This window comes from Ruegeria sp. CRTD044 (genome assembly GCF_059613485.1).
On record NZ_JBXWSP010000004.1, the window covers coordinates 341,152 to 356,214 of the forward strand.

Sequence of the window (15,063 nt, forward strand, 5' to 3'; positions counted from 1 at the left end):
GGTTCCGGGCCGGCGCAAGCCGCATCACGTCAGTGTGACTATTTGACAGCCAAATCGGCGATGGCGGCGAATTTGGCGTCCAACTCTGCGGCGATCGCGGGCAAGGTGTCGGAGCCTCCGGTGTAGGGGGCAAAGACAAGGCTGGGTGTCTTGTAGGACAGCGTCGCGGTCCCGTCCTCGTTTTCCGTGACGTACAGGCGGATCGGCGCCTCGATCATCGCGGGCACCGATTGTTCCAGAACCCGCACCGCGTAGTCGTTGTTGAAGACGCCGATCACCCGGTTGCCCGGAATGGTGATGCCGCGCGCGGCGGCGGCCTTAGTCGGACCGGCCTGGGTGACCACGGCCATCCCGTTTGCCTTGACCGCTGCGATCGTGTCGGCCACCAGCGCGTCATGGGTTTTGGACGTCGGGTGGACGGCCCAACCCGGCCGGGGTTCGATATCGGCAGCCAGCGCGGGAAGGGCCAGCAGGCCGAGGAAAAACACAAGATGTTTCATCGCGGGTTCTCCAGATCGTGTTTGCTCGAGTCTTCCCGAAATCCCGGCTGCGTACAGTCACAATATCGTGGGCGGCGGGCTTGCGCCGGAGGTGCGAAACCCGCACAAGCGACAATGTGAAACGGAAAAGGCAGGCGAGGGGCATGCGTGTTTTGATCTGCAGCAGCTGCGCGGGCGAGCGCGACCAGCCGGCCGAGCGACAGGCGGTATTGGACGCCCTGCGCGCCGCGGGACTGGACGGGCAGGTCGAGGTCGCCGAGCACGCCTGTTTCAGCGGTTGCGACGAGCCGACCGTGGTGGCGATGCAGGGGGAAAGCCTGGCGTCTTACGTGTTTTCAGGGATCGATCCGGTTGCCGATGCCAATGACATTGCGGCGACCTGTCGGACCATTCTGAACAGCCCGAACGGCTGGATCGAAGACGCCCGGCCGTGCGGGCGGCTTCGCTTGTGTCTGCGGGCGCGGATCCCTGCGCTTCAGTCCACCTGAACCGTGACGGACGCGCTGACCGGCACCCCATCCACGGCCAGCGGGCTGTGGCTGTTGGCGTTCAGCGAAACCTCGATGGTCGTTTCGCCTTTGGGCAGGTCCGGGATGTGCATCCAGATGCCATAAAGCCGCGCCAGCTTGACGCCGTTCACATAGACATGCGCGTGGCCTTCGCCGGGCTTGTCGTCCAGCGAGGCGTGCTCGGGCGCGAACGTGAAGTTCCGCGGCATCACATTCAGGTTCCAACCTGCCATCGGGTCGGGGGAGACGGCGATCTCCAGCCCCGGCGCGTCCGGTCCGGCGGGCAGGTTGATGGCGGTGCTATGGTCATGGGCCATGGCCTCGGCGTGGTGGCCGCCGTGTTGAGCGGGGTCGGAATGGACGTGGCCGTCGAAGGTGACGCCGTTGGCTGCGGCCAGCACGAACCCGGCGCCCCCGCCAAAGACCAGACCGATCGCGAAAAGAGCAAGCGAGCGTGTCATCTTGTTTCCTAAAAAAGCAAATGACCCGCCGGTTGGGCGCCGGCGGGTCGTGGGATTTCGGGGATCAGGCTGCGGCTTCGACGCGCTTGCCCTCGCTTTGCCAGAAATACCCGGCAAACGAACCCAGCAGCACCCAGGCCACAAGGCCCACTCCGAAGGCGCGTGCGGCGAACAGGGCCCCGATCTCGGTCGGAACCGGCCCGGTGAACACGTCGGGTTCCGGTGCGCCGATCAGGTGCGGGGCCATCAGCAGCACGGCCGCAACCAGATAGCTGACGATGTTGCCACCGAAAGCGATCAGCCACATGGCCACACCAGCAGCCGCGACGGTTGCCCACCACCAGATCTGCCGCGCAAACACATCGGCTGCGGCAACGCCCGGAACCTCGGGGGCCAGGGTGAAGCCCGGCGCCAGGTGAAAGGCGATGAAACCGGCAAGGCCCCACAGCACGCCCGTGCGCCCGTCAACCGGGTGGCCCTGGGCTTCGGCCAGCGACATCAGGGCGACCAGAACCAGCGCATAGCCGGTATAGGTCAGCATGGTGAACACCACGCTCAGCCCGTCGCGGGTCAGGTCCGAGAACATGCCCGGCAGTTCGGGATGGGCCGAGACGGCTTCGGCTCCGAAATGCACCAACTCTCCGGATTCATACAGTTCAGCATGCAGCAACACGGGCTGCACGAATACCAACTGCAGCAGGGCGACGATCAACCCGGCTGCAGCACCAGCGAACAACGCGCTGGTCAGAATGCGACTGAACATTGGTTTAGTGGCAGGGGAAGCCGGTTGCGTGGCGCACGTCATGCGCGGCGTCATGCAGCGCCGATGCCTGAACGTGACCGGCCAGAGTGATGATCCCCAGGCCCAGGGCTGCCGCGAACACTGCCGAAAGAATGCCAGCGCGTGCCGTTGATGCGGTTTGCGTTTGTGTCGTCATTTTCTGTCCTCCTGTGCCGCCGCACCCGACGGCCGGTGTTTCATTGTTCGCCTGGCAGGTCTCCTGGCTTGCGGGTCAGCGCCTCTGTTCGCCTTCCCCCCGAACGGATCGGGAGTGGCTGGTTGAACAGGGCTCACCGCTTACAGTCGCGGGGGCGGCTTTGGATTTGACCTGCGCGCAGGCCGCACCAAATTCCCTCTTAGCATCCGGATGTCTCCGGCAGGACCAGACCCGTCCATTTAGACGTGAATGCCGCTGTGGCGCAATCGCCATTTGCGACCTTTCGCATCAATTCCCGCGCTTTTTCAGAATGTAGATGTCCATGATCCACCCGTGCCGGGCGCGGGCCTCGGCGCGGGTGCGGAGAATCTCGTCGGCCACATCCGCCAGCGGACCTTTGATCAGGATCTGCTCGGACATACCCACGTACGCCCCCCACCAGATGTCAAAATCGGCCATGTCCAAAGTCTGGAACGAACATTCGCCATCGAGCATCACCGCAACCGTATCGGTGTCGCTGGGCCAGCCCTCGTCGCGGAGGCGCCGGCCGGTGGTGACCAGATAGGGCGCGCCGATTTCGTTGATCGGCATGGCATGGGCCGCCGTCAGCGCCTGCAGCGCCGTGATGCCGGGGATCACCGTCGTGTTCGGCTGCGGGTCCAGCCGCGCCGCGATTCGCAGCGAGCTGTCATAGAGCGACGGGTCGCCCCAGATCAGCAGGGCGACGGTGCGCGCCTCGGGGTGCCGGGCCATCGCGTCCTGCCAGCGCAGGGCGATTGCGTCGTGCCATTCATCCACGCCGCGCAGGTAGCCATCCTGCGACCGGCGCTCGGGGATGTCGAAATAGGCGATTTGGGGCGGTGTGTCGGTGACCATGCGGATGATTTCCTCGCGCACGCCGGCCAGATCGGCCTTGTTGGCGCCCTTGCGCGGGATCAGGATCAGATCGGCCGCGCGGATCGCCTGCGCGCCCTGAAAGGTCACGTGGTCCGGGTTGCCGGTGCCGATCCCGATCAAGACCAGATCAATCATCGTCGCTCTCCGCCAGCGGACCATAAAGGATCAGCGCCGGCGCGGTGCCGATCTCAGAACCCAGGCGCTCGGCCAGGGCGCCGACGGTGGACCGGTACAGCGATTGCTCAGGCGTCGAGACCGACTCGGCCATCAGCGCAGGGGTGTCCAGCGGCAGCCCATGCGCGTGCAGCGTCTGCGCGAGCAGGGGAAAGGTGCGCTTGCCCATGAACACTACGGTCGTCGCACCCGGGTCGGCCAGCGCGGGCAGGTTCAGGTCCTCGGGCAGCTTGCCGCTGACATCGTGGCCGGTGACGAATTGCACCCGCCGCGCGGTCAGCCGGCGGGTCAGCGGGATGCCCGCCGCCGCAGCCGCGGCAATGGCCGAGGGGATGCCCGGAATGATCTCGTATGCGATGCCGGCGGCGCGCAGGGCCACCAGTTCCTCCTCGAGCCGCCCGAACAGGCCGCCATCGCCCGACTTCAGCCGCACGATCCTTTGGCCGGTCTGGGCGTACTCCACCAGCAGGCGGCTGACATGGTCCTGCTTGGGCGAGGGCCGCCCGGCGCGCTTGCCCACGCCCACAAGGTCGGCGTCCTTGCGCGCATGGCTCAGGATCGGCCCGCTGCTGAGATCGTCGAACAGAACCGCATCGGCCTTTTGCAGCCGGTCCACGGCCTTGAGGGTCAACAACTCCGGGTCGCCGGGACCGGACCCGATGAAGGAAACGAAACCGCTCATGCGCTGGCCTCTGCGATCAGATGGAAGAACGTACCGGTGACATGCCCGCGGCGCGATCCGGTCTGCGGGCCTTCGGCGCCTTCGGCGTCAAAAACCCGTGCCAGGGGCGCGTCGGGTTGCTCCACGATCGAGGAATAGTGGAACTCGTGCCCTCGCAGCGCGGTCCCGGCCGAGAACCCGGGCATGTCGGCCAGCAACTCGGCCCGGCGATAGCCGAGGTTGAATTTGCGCTTCTCGTACGAAGTGACGAGGCCCAGCAGCCCGGCCATCCGGTGGCGGGTGCCGTCCTTGTCGATCAGCCCTTCGCCCAGGGCCATGTAGCCACCGCATTCGCCATGAACGGGCCGCGTTTCAGCACGTTTGCGCAAGCCGGTCAGGAACCGCTCTGCCGCAGCCAGGGTTCCGGCGTGCAGTTCGGGGTACCCGCCGGGCAACCAGACCAGATCGGCATCCGGGGCCGGCGCCTCGTTTGCAAGCGGGGAGAACGGCAGGATCTCTGCCCCGGCCGCGCGCCAGCCCTCCAGTAGATGCGGGTAGGTAAAGGAAAATGCCGCGTCTTGGGCCAGCGCGATCCGTTGCGCCGGAGGGTGCGGCAGCGCGGCCGACGACGGCCCCATTGGACCCGAGGAGGCCGCCCGCTTGATCGCCTCCAGATCCACATGTTCGCGTAGAAAGGCCGCGTATCCGGCAATCGCGCTTTCCAGATCGGGGTGCTCGACAGCCTGGATCAGACCCAGATGCCGCTCGGGCAGGGTCAGGTCGCCGCGCCGGGGCAGCACGCCCAGAACCGGCAGGCCCGCGCGCTCCATCCCCAGACGGGTCAGGCGTTCGTGGCGCGGGCTGGCGCAGCGGTTCAGAATCACGCCGGCAAAGGGCAGGTCGGGGTTGTACATCCGGAACCCCAGCGCCGTTGCGGCAGCCGATTGCGCCTGACCACCCACATCCAGCACCAGAACCACCGGCCAGCCCATGCGCAGCGCGGTCTCGGCGCTGGACCCATGGCCCAGTTCTCCCGGCTTGGCGACCCCGTCGAACAGGCCCATCGACCCTTCGGCCACCACGATGTCGGCGCCTTTGGCCTGCGCTGCAATCGCGCTCAGCAACGGCGCGCCCATCGCCCAGCTGTCCAGGTTGAACGAGGCCCGCCCCGCCGCCGCCCGGTGAAAGGCCGGGTCGATGTAATCCGGCCCGCTCTTGAACGGCTGCACGGTCAGCCCGTCCTCGGCCAGCGCGCGCAGCAGGCCCAGCATCACCGTGGTCTTGCCCGTCCCCGAGGATGGGGCCGAGATCAGCACTCCGGGCGGGTTAGTCATCTCCGTGACTCCAGCTTGACCACGGGCTGTCGGCGCTTTGCGGGCGATAGCGACGGTCATAAGTCTTGGAATACAGACAGCTTTCGTCGAAGCCTTCACCGGCCAGCGCCGGCCCGACCAGGATCAGCGCGGTGCGCGAGATGCTCTCGTCCAGCGAGTCCTTCAACGTGCCCAGCGTCGCGCGGATGATCCGCTCGTCCGGCCAGCTTGCGCGGTACACCACGGCCACCGGGCAATCGGCGCCATAGGCGGGGGTCAGGTCGGCCACAACCTTGTCCAGATTGCCGATCGACAGGTGAATGGCCAGCGTCGCGCCGGTGCGGGCGAAGTTTTCCAGCGTTTCGCCCTCGGGCATGGACGAGGCGCGCCCCGGGGTCCGCGTCAGCACCACCGATTGCGCCAGCCCGGGCAGGGTCAGTTCGGTGCCCAAAGCGGCTGCGGCGGCGGCAAAGGACGGAACGCCGGGGGTCACGCTGACGGGAATACCCATCTGTTTCAGGCGCCGGATCTGTTCGCCCATCGCCGACCAGACCGACAGGTCGCCCGAATGCAGGCGGGCCACGTCCTGACCGGCGTCATGGGCGGTTTTGATTTCGGCCATGATCTGATCCAGATCCATCGGCGCGGTGTTCACGATGCGCGCGCCTTCGGGGCAGTGGGCTAGGATCTCCTCGGGCACAAGCGACCCGGCATACAGGCACACCGGGCAAGCGGCGATGATGTCGCGTCCGCGCAGGGTCAGAAGGTCGGCGGCGCCCGGTCCGGCGCCGATGAAATGAACGGTCATGTCTGTCCTCCGATGGCGACCGCGCAGGTGGCAAGCCGGTCGTCCGAGATCTGTCGGGGTGAAAGCAGCCGCGCGCCCGGTCCGGCGGCGGCAAGGGCGGAAGCTTCGGCCACGCTGCCGGTGCCATGACTGGCGCGGCTGCGGGGCGAGCAGGTGAGGGTGCGTTGCCCGGCCAGATCGGCCGGGTCCGCGAAATGCAGGGGCAGGGCGCAAGCGGCGGCAAATTCGGCCAGCGCCGGATGGCCGGCCTTGTCGGCGGCGGTGGCCAGCGCGTTCACCGCCTGTCCGGCAGTGGCGCGGTCGAACGCGGCACGCAGGCTGGCGCAGGTCGCGGTGGACGAAAACCCAAGCCCGGCCACGATCATAGGGTCACGCTCCACTGCACGACCGGATAGGCCGATTTCCAGCCGCGCCGGGGGCCGAGGTCCCCGGCCTGCGCCAGCTCGATCCGCAGCAGGTCGCCGCCCAGCTTGGCGTGCCATTGGCTCAGCACCGCTTCGCTTTCCAGCGTCACGGCATTGGCCACCAGCCGGGTGCCCGAGGGCAGGTTGGCCGCAACCCAGTCCAGCAGTGCGTCGCTCAGCCCACCGCCGATGAACACCACGTCAGGCAAGGGCAGGCCGTCCAGCGCATCGGGCGCCCGGCCATGGATGACCTGCAACCGATCTTGTCCCAGCGCGTCGGCATTGGCGCGGATGCGCGCGGCGCGGTCGGCGCGCGGCTCGATCGTGGTGGCAGTCAGGGACGGGTCGCACATGAGCCACTCGATGCCGATCGATCCGCTGCCGCCGCCGATGTCCCACAGATGCTCGCCCCGCGCGGGTGCCAGCGCCGACAGGGTTAGCGCGCGCACCGGCCGTTTGGTGATCTGCCCATCGGTTTCGAAAATCTCGTCGGGTTTGCCCGAGGCCAACGGCAGCGAGCGCCCGTCGCCCGAAACCTCGAACGCAACGCAGACCGGATGCTCGAACGCGCCCAGCAAGGCTTCGGTCAGGGACATGCTGCGCGCGCGTTCCCGAGGGCCGCCGAGGGCCTCCATCACGTGCAGGGTCGTATCGCCAAACCCGGTCTCGGTCAGATAGCGGGCCAGCTCGGCCACAGCGGCCCCGTCGCGCAGCAGGACGATGGCGCGCAGGCCGCACGACAGATGCGGACGCAGGCGGGTCAGGGGGGCGGCGTGCAGGCCGAAGGTGGCAGTGCTTTCCAACGGCCAGCCCAACCGCGCGGCCGCCAGCGAAAAGGTCGACTGCCCCGGCCGTGCCACCCAGTCTTCGGGGGCGAAATTGCGCGCGATCACCGACCCGGCGCCAAACCAGAACGGATCGCCCGAGGCCAGAACCACTGTGCGCCGGCCCTTCAGCCCCTGAAGGATGGGCAACCCGTCGGCGAAAGGCACTGGCCATGCGATGCGTTCGGCGCCGGTTTCGGGAACCAGTGACAGGTGCCGCGGCGGGCCCATGACCACCTCGGCGCGCTCCAGCTCTTGACGGCTTGCGGCCGACAGGCCATCCAGTCCATCCTCGCCCAGGCCCAGAATGGTCAGCCACGGAGTTTCAGACATGCCCAACCTCCTGCTCCTTGGTGGCACGACCGAGGCCAACGCATTGGCCCGCGCCGTGGCGGATTTGGGTGTGGCGGCAACCTATTCCTATGCGGGCCGGGTCGACAACCCGCGACCGCAACCGCTGCCCACGCGCGTGGGTGGCTTTGGCGGGGCCGAGGGGCTGGCGCGCCACATCCGCGACACCGGCGTGACCCATGTGATCGACGCGACCCATCCCTTTGCCGCGCAGATGAGCCGCAACGCCATCGCCGCCTGCCAGCAGACGCAGACGCCGTTGGCCGCGCTGACCCGCGCGGAATGGACGGCCGCGCCCGGCGACCGGTGGCAGCGCGTACCCGACATCGCCAGCGCCGTCGCCGCGCTGGCCGGGCCGCCGCGTCGGGTGTTCCTTGCGGTGGGGCGCATGCATCTTGAGGATTTCGCGGCGCAGCCCCAGCATCACTATCTTCTGCGGCTTGTCGATGAACCCGGTCCGCTGCCCTTCGGCGATTGCGACGTGGTCGTGTCGCGCGGGCCGTTCACCATTGAAGACGACACGGCGCTGATGCGCCGGCACCGGACCGAACTGGTGGTGTCCAAGAACGCCGGCGGCACCGGCGCGCGCGCCAAGCTGGACGCCGCGCGGGCGCTGGGCATCCCGGTGCTGATGATCGACCGGCCCAGGCTGCCCCGCCGGGTCGAGTTGACAAGCGTGCCGCAGGTTCTGGACTGGTTGGCTCATTCCGGCGTGGACCTTGGCGTATAGACGATGGGGCCGATCGGCCGGTCGATGACGCGGGTCAGCGACGAGCCGACGATCACCACCGTCTGCATGTCGGCCATGTCGGGCGTTGCCTCAGCCAGGGTCGCGATGCGGATCGCCTCGTCTGGGCGCGATACGGCGCGGGCGAACAGGATCAGGCGCTCGGGCTCGCATTCCTGCCGCAGGATTTCCAGCGTCTTTACAAAACCTTCGGGCCGCGACTTCGAGCGCGGATTGTAGAAGGCCATCGCGAAATCGGCCTGCGCGGCCAGCCGCAGGCGTTTTTCGATCACCGCCCAGGGCTTGAGGTTGTCGCTGAGGTTGATGGCGCAGAAATCATGCCCCAGCGGCGCGCCCGCCTGGGCCGCGGCGGCCAGCATGGCGGTGATGCCGGGCAGCACCTCGATCGGGATCTCGCGCCATTCCTCGGGGCCGTTTTCCAGCGCCTCGAACACGGCGGCGGCCATGGCGAACACGCCCGGATCGCCCGACGAGACCACGACCACCCGCTTGCCCTCGGCCGCCATGCGCAGCGCGTGCTGCGAGCGGTCGATCTCGACCCGGTTGTCGCTGGCGTGCAGGGTCAGGCCCGACCGTTCGGCCACCCGCGCGACGTAGGGAATATAGCCCACCACGTCGGTCGCCTCGGCCAGTGCGGCGGTGACCTCGGGGGTCACAAGCGCCTCGTTTCCGGGGCCAAGCCCCACGATCTTGACCCAGCCGCTCATGGCCGACGCCCCTGTCCATGCACGATGATGATCGAGAAATAGGGTGTGACCTCGGTGCAGGCGTCGCTCAGTTTGCGAACGGTCTGGTTGGGCATCTGCGCGTATTCCACGATCCAGGCCCGGTCAAACAGGCCCGCCGTTTTCAGCGCGCGTTTTACCTTGTCGATGTTGCGGCCGATCTTCATCACCACCAGCGCGTCGGTGCGCGCCATGCGGTCGGCCAGAACCTCTTCGGGCAGGGTGCCCATCAGCACCGTGAGGATGTCGTCGCCCCAGGTGATCGGATCGCCCGAGGCCGTCCACGCGCCCGACATGCCGGTGATCGCCGGCACCACTTCGACGGGCACCAAGTCGCGCAGGCGGCTGTAGAGATGCATGAACGAGCCGTAGAAGAACGGGTCTCCCTCGCACAGCACCACCACGTCCTCGCCCTGATCGGCCAGTTCTTTCAAGCGCGCGGTGCAGTGTTCATAGAACTCGGACAGCAGCGCGTTGTAGCGCGGATCTGTAACGGGGATTTCGGTGGTGACCGGGTATTCCATGGGAAACTCGACCGCATCGTCGCGGATCATCCCGTTCACGATCTTGCGCGCCTGCCCGGTTCGGCCGTGCTTGCGGAAATAGGCCACGTGTTTCGCCCCGCGCAGCAGGCGGTCGGCCCGGACGCTCATCAAATCGGGATCGCCGGGGCCGAGGCCCACGCCATAGATCGTGCCCATGGTCATTCCGCCCGGCTTGCGATGGCGTTGACCGCGGCGACGGTGATGGCGCTGCCGCCCAGGCGGCCCTTGACGATGCAGCTGGGCACGGGCTGGGCCTCCCACAGGGCGTCCTTGGATTCGACCGCGCCGACAAAGCCCACGGGGCAGCCGATGATCGCGGCGGGGCGGGGGCAGTCGGGGTCCTCGAGCATGTTCAGCAGGTGAAACAGCGCCGTGGGCGCGTTGCCGATGGCCACCAGCGCGCCCTCCAGATGCGGGCGCCACAGTTCCAGCGCCGCGGCCGAGCGGGTATTGCCCATCTTCTCGGCCAGAGGGCGCACGCGCTCGTCCTGCAGGGTGCAGATGACCTGATTGTCGGCGGGCAGGCGAAAGCGGGTGACGCCTTCGGACACCATCCGCGCGTCGCACAGGATCGGCGCGCCGTTTTCCAGCGCGGTGCGGGCGGTGCGCACGAAGCCGGCCGAGAAATGGATGAACTCTTCCAGCCCGACCATCCCGGCGGCATGGATCATGCGGACGGCGACCTGCTCTTCATCGGGGTCGAAACGGACCAGATCGGCCTCGGCCCGGATCGTGGCGAAGGATTGCTTGTAGATCGCCGCGCCGTCGGTTTCGTATTCATAAGGCATCAGGTCAGGTCCATGGTCTTCAGTGTTTCGGGATCCAGTCCGCGCTGGAGGGGCTCATCCCCCGCGCGGCCGTGTTTTACAAGATCAAATCGCCCGTCGCGGCCCACCAGCGTCAGATCGGCCGCGCCCATGCGCGCGCAGCCCTTGGCGCAGCCCGAGACATGCAGGCTGCCGGACACACGCGGGGCCAAAGCGCGGGCGATGGCGCGGGTCTCGGCGTGCGCCTGCGGGCAGAATGGCGCGCCGGGGCAGGCGTCGGTGGTCAACAGAGGGCCGGCGCCGTCCGTGACGAAGGCCGGGGCCGGGAGCGCCGCCCCGCCTTCCAGCAGGAACAGCCGCCAGGGCGTGACGCGCAGGGCGGTCGCGCCCGAGACTTCGACCAGCGCGCGCAGATCGGCGGCGGGCAGTTGCCCGAAGGCCGCGCCGTAGATCGGGCCGATTACACTTTTGCCGGGTTGTAGCGCCGGTGCCGTGGGGCCGGGGGCGTGGCCTTGCCATTCTTCGGGCAGGGCCTGCGTCGCGATCAGGCGGGCCATGCGGCGGGTGTCGGGGGTGAAGCGCTCGGCAAACCACCGGGCCAGGTCGATGGCGCGATCGATCGCCTCATCTTCGGTCACCAAACGGCCGGTCTCGGCCCCGTCGGCGCGCAGGATCAGGCCCGAAGCTCCCCGCTCCAACCGGATATCGGCCGAGTCCCCGGCTAGCAGCCGTGCCTCGCCGGTATCCACCGCAAAACCGAACTTGGCGGGCAGGGCGGGCAGATCGCCCAGCCGGTCGATCAATGCCTGTGTCAGGCGTGCGGTCGGGTCACCCGGTTGATACAGCGGAGCCACAAGGATGTTGCGCCGGGTCTCGATGCCCGGTTCGGCGTCCAGCAGGTTCAGCGCCGACAACTCGGCCAGCAGTGGCTGGTGATCGTCTTCGGCCACGCCGCGTAGTTGCAGGTTGGCGCGGTTGGTCAGGTCGATGGTGCCGTTACCGAAGCGCAGGGCCAGATCGCACAGCCCCAGCGTCTGCGCGGCGCTTAGCCGGGCCAGACGCGGGCGCACCCGTACCACCAACCCGTCGCCGGACATCATCGGGCGGTGGGCTCCGGGGCACCAGCCCTGAACGACCGGGGCGCTCATCCCAACCCCTCCAGATCGGCGCGGATCGAGTTGCGGCGGGTGTTCCACAACCCGGCCTCATAAAGTGCGCGGAACCTGTCCTGCATGGCCTGATGGGCCTGCGGGTTGGCTTGCTGCAAAAACGCCTCCACCACGGGGTTGCCCAGGGTGGCATCGTGGTAGAGGTCGAACAAATGCGGGGCGACGCTGCCTGACAGATGTGCGAACGAGGCCATGTGATCCAGCGTCGCCGCGATCTCGGCCGCGCCGCGGAAGCCGTGGCGCTGCATCCCGGCGATCCAGTCAGGATTGGCAGCGCGCGCATGGACCACGCGGCTGATTTCCTCGGGCAGGGTGCGGGCGCGGGGTGTTTCGGGGTTCGTGTTGTCGAGGTGATACAGCTGCGCTTGCCCGCCGGTCAGCTTTTTGGCGGCGGCAAATCCGGCCTCATGCGTGGCATAGTCATTGGCCAGCAGAAGGTCGGTCTCGGTCAGGTCCTGCAGGTGCACGAAACTGTCGGCCTGCGCCACGCGCTGGGTGATCCCGTCGGGGTCGTGGGCGATGTGCTGGCCCTCGAAGGCAAAGGCGCTGGCGTCCAGCCAGGCCTGACCAGCCTGCGCGCGGCCCTCGTCGGTATAGGTCTCCGACAGGTGGGTCATGTTCAGCCCATAGCTGCCCGGCGCCGGGCCATAGACGCGGGCGGCGGGCGGCTGGCCCGCATAAGGGTTCCAGTCCGGCGCCTCGTCGCGCTCGGACAGCGCCCGGACCGCCTGACCGAACAGGGCCGACAGGGTCGGGAACACGTCGCGGAACAGGCCCGAGACGCGCAAGGTCACGTCCAGCCGCGGGCGCTCCAAGTCAGTGATCGGAAGAACCTCGATCCCACTCACGCGCTCCGACCCCGGATCCCAGACCGGTTTGACGCCCAGCAGGTGCAGCGTCATGGCGAATTCCTCGCCCGCCGTGCGCATCGTGGCCGAGCCCCACAGATCGACGATCAGGCCCTTGGGGTAATCGCCTTCCTCCTGCAGGTGGCGGCGCACAAGCTCTTCGGCCAGTTTCACGCCCTGCGCATAGGCCGCGCGGGTGGGGACGGAGCGCGGATCGGTGGTGAACAGGTTGCGGCCCGTGGGCAGCACGTCGGTGCGCCCGCGATAGGGTGAGCCCGACGGGCCGGCCTCGATCCGCTTGCCGGCCAACGCGTCCAGCAGGGCTGCGCGTTCGGCCTGCGCCGAGGCGGCGGTGTCGAAATTGCCGGCGACCTGCGGCGCGCGGCCAAAGACATGCAGGCCGTCGCCGAACTGGCTTTCCTTGATGTCGCAGACGAAGCGGTCGATGCGGGTGATCGCCTCGGCGGTGCTGGTGGCCTGATCCAGCCCCAGATCGGCCTCGAGCCCGATGGCGCGGGCCTCGTCACGGATATCGGCCTGCAACCGGTCGCGCCGCTTGGGGTCCAGCCCGTCGGCGTTGGAAAACTCGTCCAGCAGTGATTCCAGCCGCACCAGACGGTCTGGCGTGCTGCTCTGCTTCATCGGCGGCGGGATGTGGCCCAGCGTGACGGCCCCGATCCTGCGCTTGGCCTGCGCGGCTTCGCCCGGGTCGTTCACGATGAACGGATAGATCACCGGCAGATCGCCGATCAGCGCCTCGGGCCAGCATTCCGCCGACAGGACCACCGATTTGCCCGGCAGCCACTCCAGCGTGCCGTGTGCGCCGATATGGATCAGCGCATCCGCGCCCAACCCGTGCCGAAGCCACAGGTAGAAGGCCACATAGCCGTGCCGGGGCGTGCGCGACAGGTCGTGATATTCGTCGTCGCGTAGTTCCGGCGTGCCGCGTTCGGGCTGCAGCACCACCAACGCCTTGCCGCGCCGCAAGGCGATGAAGTGGAAAGCCCCATCGGCACAGGCCGGGTCATCCTCGGGCTTGCCCCAGACGGTTTCCAGATCGGCGCGCAACGTCTCGGGCAGCTGCGCCAGCGCCGCGCGGTAGGCCGAGACCGGCCATGAAATCCGGGCGTCCAGCAGAGTCTCGGCAATCGGTTCGGCGGGGGCGGTGTCATACCCCGCGCCCTGCAGGTCGGACAGCATCGCCTCGGCCGAGGCCAGCGCGTCCAGCCCCACCGCATGGGCCATCTGCCAGTCTTTGCCCGGATAGGTGGACAGGACCAGCGCGGGGACCTGTTGCGCCTTTGGTTTCTCGGCCAGGCCCACCCAGGCCATCGCCCGGTCGACGATCGCGGTGATCCGGTTGGGCTCGGGGCGGTGGGCGAAGCGGGAATATTCCAGATGCGGGTCGCGCTTGCCCGGTTCCTTGAACGAGGCGACACCGGCCGAGATGCGCCCGTCCACTTCGGGCAGCACCACATGCATGGCCAGATCGGCAGGCGACAGGCCGCGTTCGGCCTCGGCCCAGGCCTTGCGGCGCGAGGTCGCCAGCGCGACCTGGAACACCGGCACGCCCGCCACGTCCAAGGGCGATGTGCCCGACGCGCCTTTGCCCGAAAACGAGGTGGCATTGATGATCGCCGAGGGTGCCATCGCGGGGATGTTCTCGGCCAGCCATTTAGCCGCCGCAGGCGCCTTGAGCGAGGGCCCAAACAGCCCCACCGCCTGATGACCCCGCGCGCGGATTTCCCGGATCAGGGCCGCGACCGGCGCGGTATCGGCCGAGGTCAGGTAGGCGCGGTAGAAGGTTACGATGATGCGCCGACCTTCGCCCGCGAATGCGTCCTCGGGCGCAATCACGCCGCGATCCGGGCACCACGTACCGCAGTCGGGTAGTGTCTTGGCCCCGATCACCGGACCGGCATACAGCCCCGCCGCCAGCGCCATCTGCGCCAGCGCCGCCTGGGCCGCGACCTCGCCGCCGGTATCGCACAGATGCGCCAGCCGCCGCAGGGTCGAGACCGGCAGGGTGGAATAGTCGTCCAGCCGCGTATCCTCGCGCCCGTCGGCGGGCAGCACCGCCAGCGCGATGCCTTTGGCCTGCGCCAGAGCCAGCACCTGTTGCAACCCGTAGGACCAATAGGGCACGCCGCCGATCAGCCGGATCAGGATGCCCTTGGCGCCCTGAAGCGTCTGTTCGACATAGGTATCGACCGACAGCGGGTGTTTAAGCGCCGTCAGGTTGGCCAGCCGCAACGAGGGCATCCGCCCCTCGGGCCCGCCGCCGCGATGCCATCCGGCTGCGAAGGCACCCAGATCGCTGTCCGAAAAGGACAGCACCACCAGATCCGCTGGGCTCTGGCCCAGATCGGTCGGGGTCTCGGTTTCCTCGAGCCCGTGGCTTTCGCGAAAGACGACGTGCAT

At 68.1% G+C, this 15,063-nt stretch carries 17 protein-coding genes and 1 riboswitch; of the genes, 2 read left to right on the top strand and 15 right to left on the bottom strand.

Annotated elements, in window-relative coordinates:
- Nucleotides 1–38 precede the first annotated feature (38 nt).
- Complete coding sequence (locus AC2FNL_RS04560; RefSeq protein WP_496832671.1) at nucleotides 39–500, bottom strand: DUF302 domain-containing protein; 462 nt, start codon at nucleotides 498–500, stop codon at nucleotides 39–41.
- A 143-nt stretch (nucleotides 501–643) separates the two neighbouring features.
- Here AC2FNL_RS04560 and AC2FNL_RS04565 point away from each other — a divergent pair, with 143 nt between their 5' ends.
- A complete protein-coding gene (locus AC2FNL_RS04565; RefSeq protein ID WP_496832672.1) occupies nucleotides 644–988 on the top strand; it encodes a DUF1636 family protein in 345 nt (114 codons plus the stop codon).
- Here AC2FNL_RS04565 and AC2FNL_RS04570 read toward each other — a convergent pair.
- From AC2FNL_RS04570 to cbiE, 9 genes are all read right to left on the bottom strand, one after another.
- Nucleotides 976–1,470 carry a hypothetical protein gene (locus tag AC2FNL_RS04570; RefSeq protein WP_496832673.1) on the bottom strand — a complete coding sequence of 165 codons (495 nt, stop codon included), beginning with the start codon at nucleotides 1,468–1,470 and terminating at the stop codon, nucleotides 976–978. The two genes, AC2FNL_RS04565 and AC2FNL_RS04570, sit on opposite strands and share 13 nt — an antisense overlap.
- 64 nt (nucleotides 1,471–1,534) lie before the next feature.
- Nucleotides 1,535–2,233 carry a CbtA family protein gene (locus AC2FNL_RS04575; RefSeq protein WP_170337718.1) on the bottom strand — a complete coding sequence of 233 codons (699 nt, stop codon included), beginning with the start codon at nucleotides 2,231–2,233 and terminating at the stop codon, nucleotides 1,535–1,537.
- A gap of 4 nt (nucleotides 2,234–2,237) precedes the next feature.
- Nucleotides 2,238–2,408 (bottom strand): CbtB domain-containing protein, encoded by a 171-nt coding sequence (locus AC2FNL_RS04580; protein WP_005981986.1) that lies wholly within the window; start codon nucleotides 2,406–2,408, stop codon nucleotides 2,238–2,240.
- A 36-nt stretch (nucleotides 2,409–2,444) separates the two neighbouring features.
- Nucleotides 2,445–2,653: riboswitch (cobalamin riboswitch) on the bottom strand.
- 43 nt (nucleotides 2,654–2,696) lie between these two features.
- Nucleotides 2,697–3,440, bottom strand: a complete 744-nt coding sequence (cobF, locus tag AC2FNL_RS04585) for a precorrin-6A synthase (deacetylating) (protein WP_496832674.1) — start codon at nucleotides 3,438–3,440, stop codon at nucleotides 2,697–2,699.
- Nucleotides 3,433–4,161 (bottom strand): uroporphyrinogen-III C-methyltransferase, encoded by a 729-nt coding sequence (gene cobA, locus AC2FNL_RS04590; RefSeq protein ID WP_496832675.1) that lies wholly within the window; start codon nucleotides 4,159–4,161, stop codon nucleotides 3,433–3,435. The genes cobF and cobA overlap by 8 nt, the downstream gene beginning before the upstream one ends.
- Nucleotides 4,158–5,474 (bottom strand): cobyrinic acid a,c-diamide synthase CobB, encoded by a 1,317-nt coding sequence (locus AC2FNL_RS04595; RefSeq protein ID WP_496832676.1) that lies wholly within the window; start codon nucleotides 5,472–5,474, stop codon nucleotides 4,158–4,160. Before AC2FNL_RS04595 ends, cobA begins: the two co-directional genes overlap by 4 nt.
- Nucleotides 5,467–6,261, bottom strand: a complete 795-nt coding sequence (gene cobM / locus AC2FNL_RS04600; protein ID WP_149776913.1) for a precorrin-4 C(11)-methyltransferase — start codon at nucleotides 6,259–6,261, stop codon at nucleotides 5,467–5,469. The genes AC2FNL_RS04595 and cobM overlap by 8 nt, the downstream gene beginning before the upstream one ends.
- Entirely contained in the window at nucleotides 6,258–6,626 is a 369-nt protein-coding gene (locus tag AC2FNL_RS04605; RefSeq protein ID WP_170339400.1) for a cobalamin biosynthesis protein, read from the bottom strand. Before AC2FNL_RS04605 ends, cobM begins: the two co-directional genes overlap by 4 nt.
- Entirely contained in the window at nucleotides 6,623–7,822 is a 1,200-nt protein-coding gene (cbiE, locus tag AC2FNL_RS04610; RefSeq protein ID WP_496832677.1) for a precorrin-6y C5,15-methyltransferase (decarboxylating) subunit CbiE, read from the bottom strand. Before cbiE ends, AC2FNL_RS04605 begins: the two co-directional genes overlap by 4 nt.
- Between cbiE and AC2FNL_RS04615 the strand changes: the two genes are divergently transcribed.
- Nucleotides 7,821–8,570, top strand: coding sequence for a cobalt-precorrin-6A reductase (locus AC2FNL_RS04615; protein WP_496832678.1), 750 nt, complete (start codon nucleotides 7,821–7,823; stop codon nucleotides 8,568–8,570). The two genes, cbiE and AC2FNL_RS04615, sit on opposite strands and share 2 nt — an antisense overlap.
- On the opposite strand, the gene cobJ is transcribed toward AC2FNL_RS04615, so the two are convergent.
- The 5 genes from cobJ to cobN are packed head-to-tail and all read right to left on the bottom strand — an operon-like array spanning nucleotide 8,543 to nucleotide 15,063.
- On the bottom strand, nucleotides 8,543–9,295 hold the full coding sequence (gene cobJ, locus AC2FNL_RS04620; RefSeq protein ID WP_496832679.1) for a precorrin-3B C(17)-methyltransferase: 753 nt from the start codon (nucleotides 9,293–9,295) through the stop codon (nucleotides 8,543–8,545). The two genes, AC2FNL_RS04615 and cobJ, sit on opposite strands and share 28 nt — an antisense overlap.
- Nucleotides 9,292–10,020, bottom strand: coding sequence for a precorrin-2 C(20)-methyltransferase (locus AC2FNL_RS04625; RefSeq protein WP_496832680.1), 729 nt, complete (start codon nucleotides 10,018–10,020; stop codon nucleotides 9,292–9,294). Before AC2FNL_RS04625 ends, cobJ begins: the two co-directional genes overlap by 4 nt.
- Nucleotides 10,017–10,646, bottom strand: a complete 630-nt coding sequence (locus AC2FNL_RS04630; protein WP_496832681.1) for a precorrin-8X methylmutase — start codon at nucleotides 10,644–10,646, stop codon at nucleotides 10,017–10,019. The genes AC2FNL_RS04625 and AC2FNL_RS04630 overlap by 4 nt, the downstream gene beginning before the upstream one ends.
- A complete protein-coding gene (gene cobG, locus AC2FNL_RS04635; protein ID WP_496832682.1) occupies nucleotides 10,646–11,773 on the bottom strand; it encodes a precorrin-3B synthase in 1,128 nt (375 codons plus the stop codon). The genes AC2FNL_RS04630 and cobG overlap by 1 nt, the downstream gene beginning before the upstream one ends.
- Nucleotides 11,770–15,063 carry a cobaltochelatase subunit CobN gene (gene cobN / locus AC2FNL_RS04640; RefSeq protein WP_496832683.1) on the bottom strand — a complete coding sequence of 1,098 codons (3,294 nt, stop codon included), beginning with the start codon at nucleotides 15,061–15,063 and terminating at the stop codon, nucleotides 11,770–11,772. The genes cobG and cobN overlap by 4 nt, the downstream gene beginning before the upstream one ends.

Bases quoted from the DNA above. Each gene is read 5' to 3' on its own strand.
- AC2FNL_RS04630 (WP_496832681.1), bottom strand. From the start codon at position 10,646: ATGCCTTATGAATACGAAACCGACGGCGCGGCGATCTACAAGCAATCC.
- AC2FNL_RS04615 (WP_496832678.1), top strand. From the start codon at position 7,821: ATGCCCAACCTCCTGCTCCTTGGTGGCACGACCGAGGCCAACGCATTG.
- AC2FNL_RS04580 (WP_005981986.1), bottom strand. From the start codon at position 2,408: ATGACGACACAAACGCAAACCGCATCAACGGCACGCGCTGGCATTCTT.
- AC2FNL_RS04565 (WP_496832672.1), top strand. From the start codon at position 644: ATGCGTGTTTTGATCTGCAGCAGCTGCGCGGGCGAGCGCGACCAGCCG.
- AC2FNL_RS04625 (WP_496832680.1), bottom strand. From the start codon at position 10,020: ATGACCATGGGCACGATCTATGGCGTGGGCCTCGGCCCCGGCGATCCC.
- cobF (WP_496832674.1), bottom strand. From the start codon at position 3,440: ATGATTGATCTGGTCTTGATCGGGATCGGCACCGGCAACCCGGACCAC.
- cobM (WP_149776913.1), bottom strand. From the start codon at position 6,261: ATGACCGTTCATTTCATCGGCGCCGGACCGGGCGCCGCCGACCTTCTG.
- cbiE (WP_496832677.1), bottom strand. From the start codon at position 7,822: ATGTCTGAAACTCCGTGGCTGACCATTCTGGGCCTGGGCGAGGATGGA.
- cobA (WP_496832675.1), bottom strand. From the start codon at position 4,161: ATGAGCGGTTTCGTTTCCTTCATCGGGTCCGGTCCCGGCGACCCGGAG.
- AC2FNL_RS04575 (WP_170337718.1), bottom strand. From the start codon at position 2,233: ATGTTCAGTCGCATTCTGACCAGCGCGTTGTTCGCTGGTGCTGCAGCC.
- cobJ (WP_496832679.1), bottom strand. From the start codon at position 9,295: ATGAGCGGCTGGGTCAAGATCGTGGGGCTTGGCCCCGGAAACGAGGCG.
- AC2FNL_RS04560 (WP_496832671.1), bottom strand. From the start codon at position 500: ATGAAACATCTTGTGTTTTTCCTCGGCCTGCTGGCCCTTCCCGCGCTG.
- AC2FNL_RS04570 (WP_496832673.1), bottom strand. From the start codon at position 1,470: ATGACACGCTCGCTTGCTCTTTTCGCGATCGGTCTGGTCTTTGGCGGG.
- cobG (WP_496832682.1), bottom strand. From the start codon at position 11,773: ATGAGCGCCCCGGTCGTTCAGGGCTGGTGCCCCGGAGCCCACCGCCCG.
- AC2FNL_RS04605 (WP_170339400.1), bottom strand. From the start codon at position 6,626: ATGATCGTGGCCGGGCTTGGGTTTTCGTCCACCGCGACCTGCGCCAGC.
- cobN (WP_496832683.1), bottom strand. From the start codon at position 15,063: ATGCACGTCGTCTTTCGCGAAAGCCACGGGCTCGAGGAAACCGAGACC.
- AC2FNL_RS04595 (WP_496832676.1), bottom strand. From the start codon at position 5,474: ATGACTAACCCGCCCGGAGTGCTGATCTCGGCCCCATCCTCGGGGACG.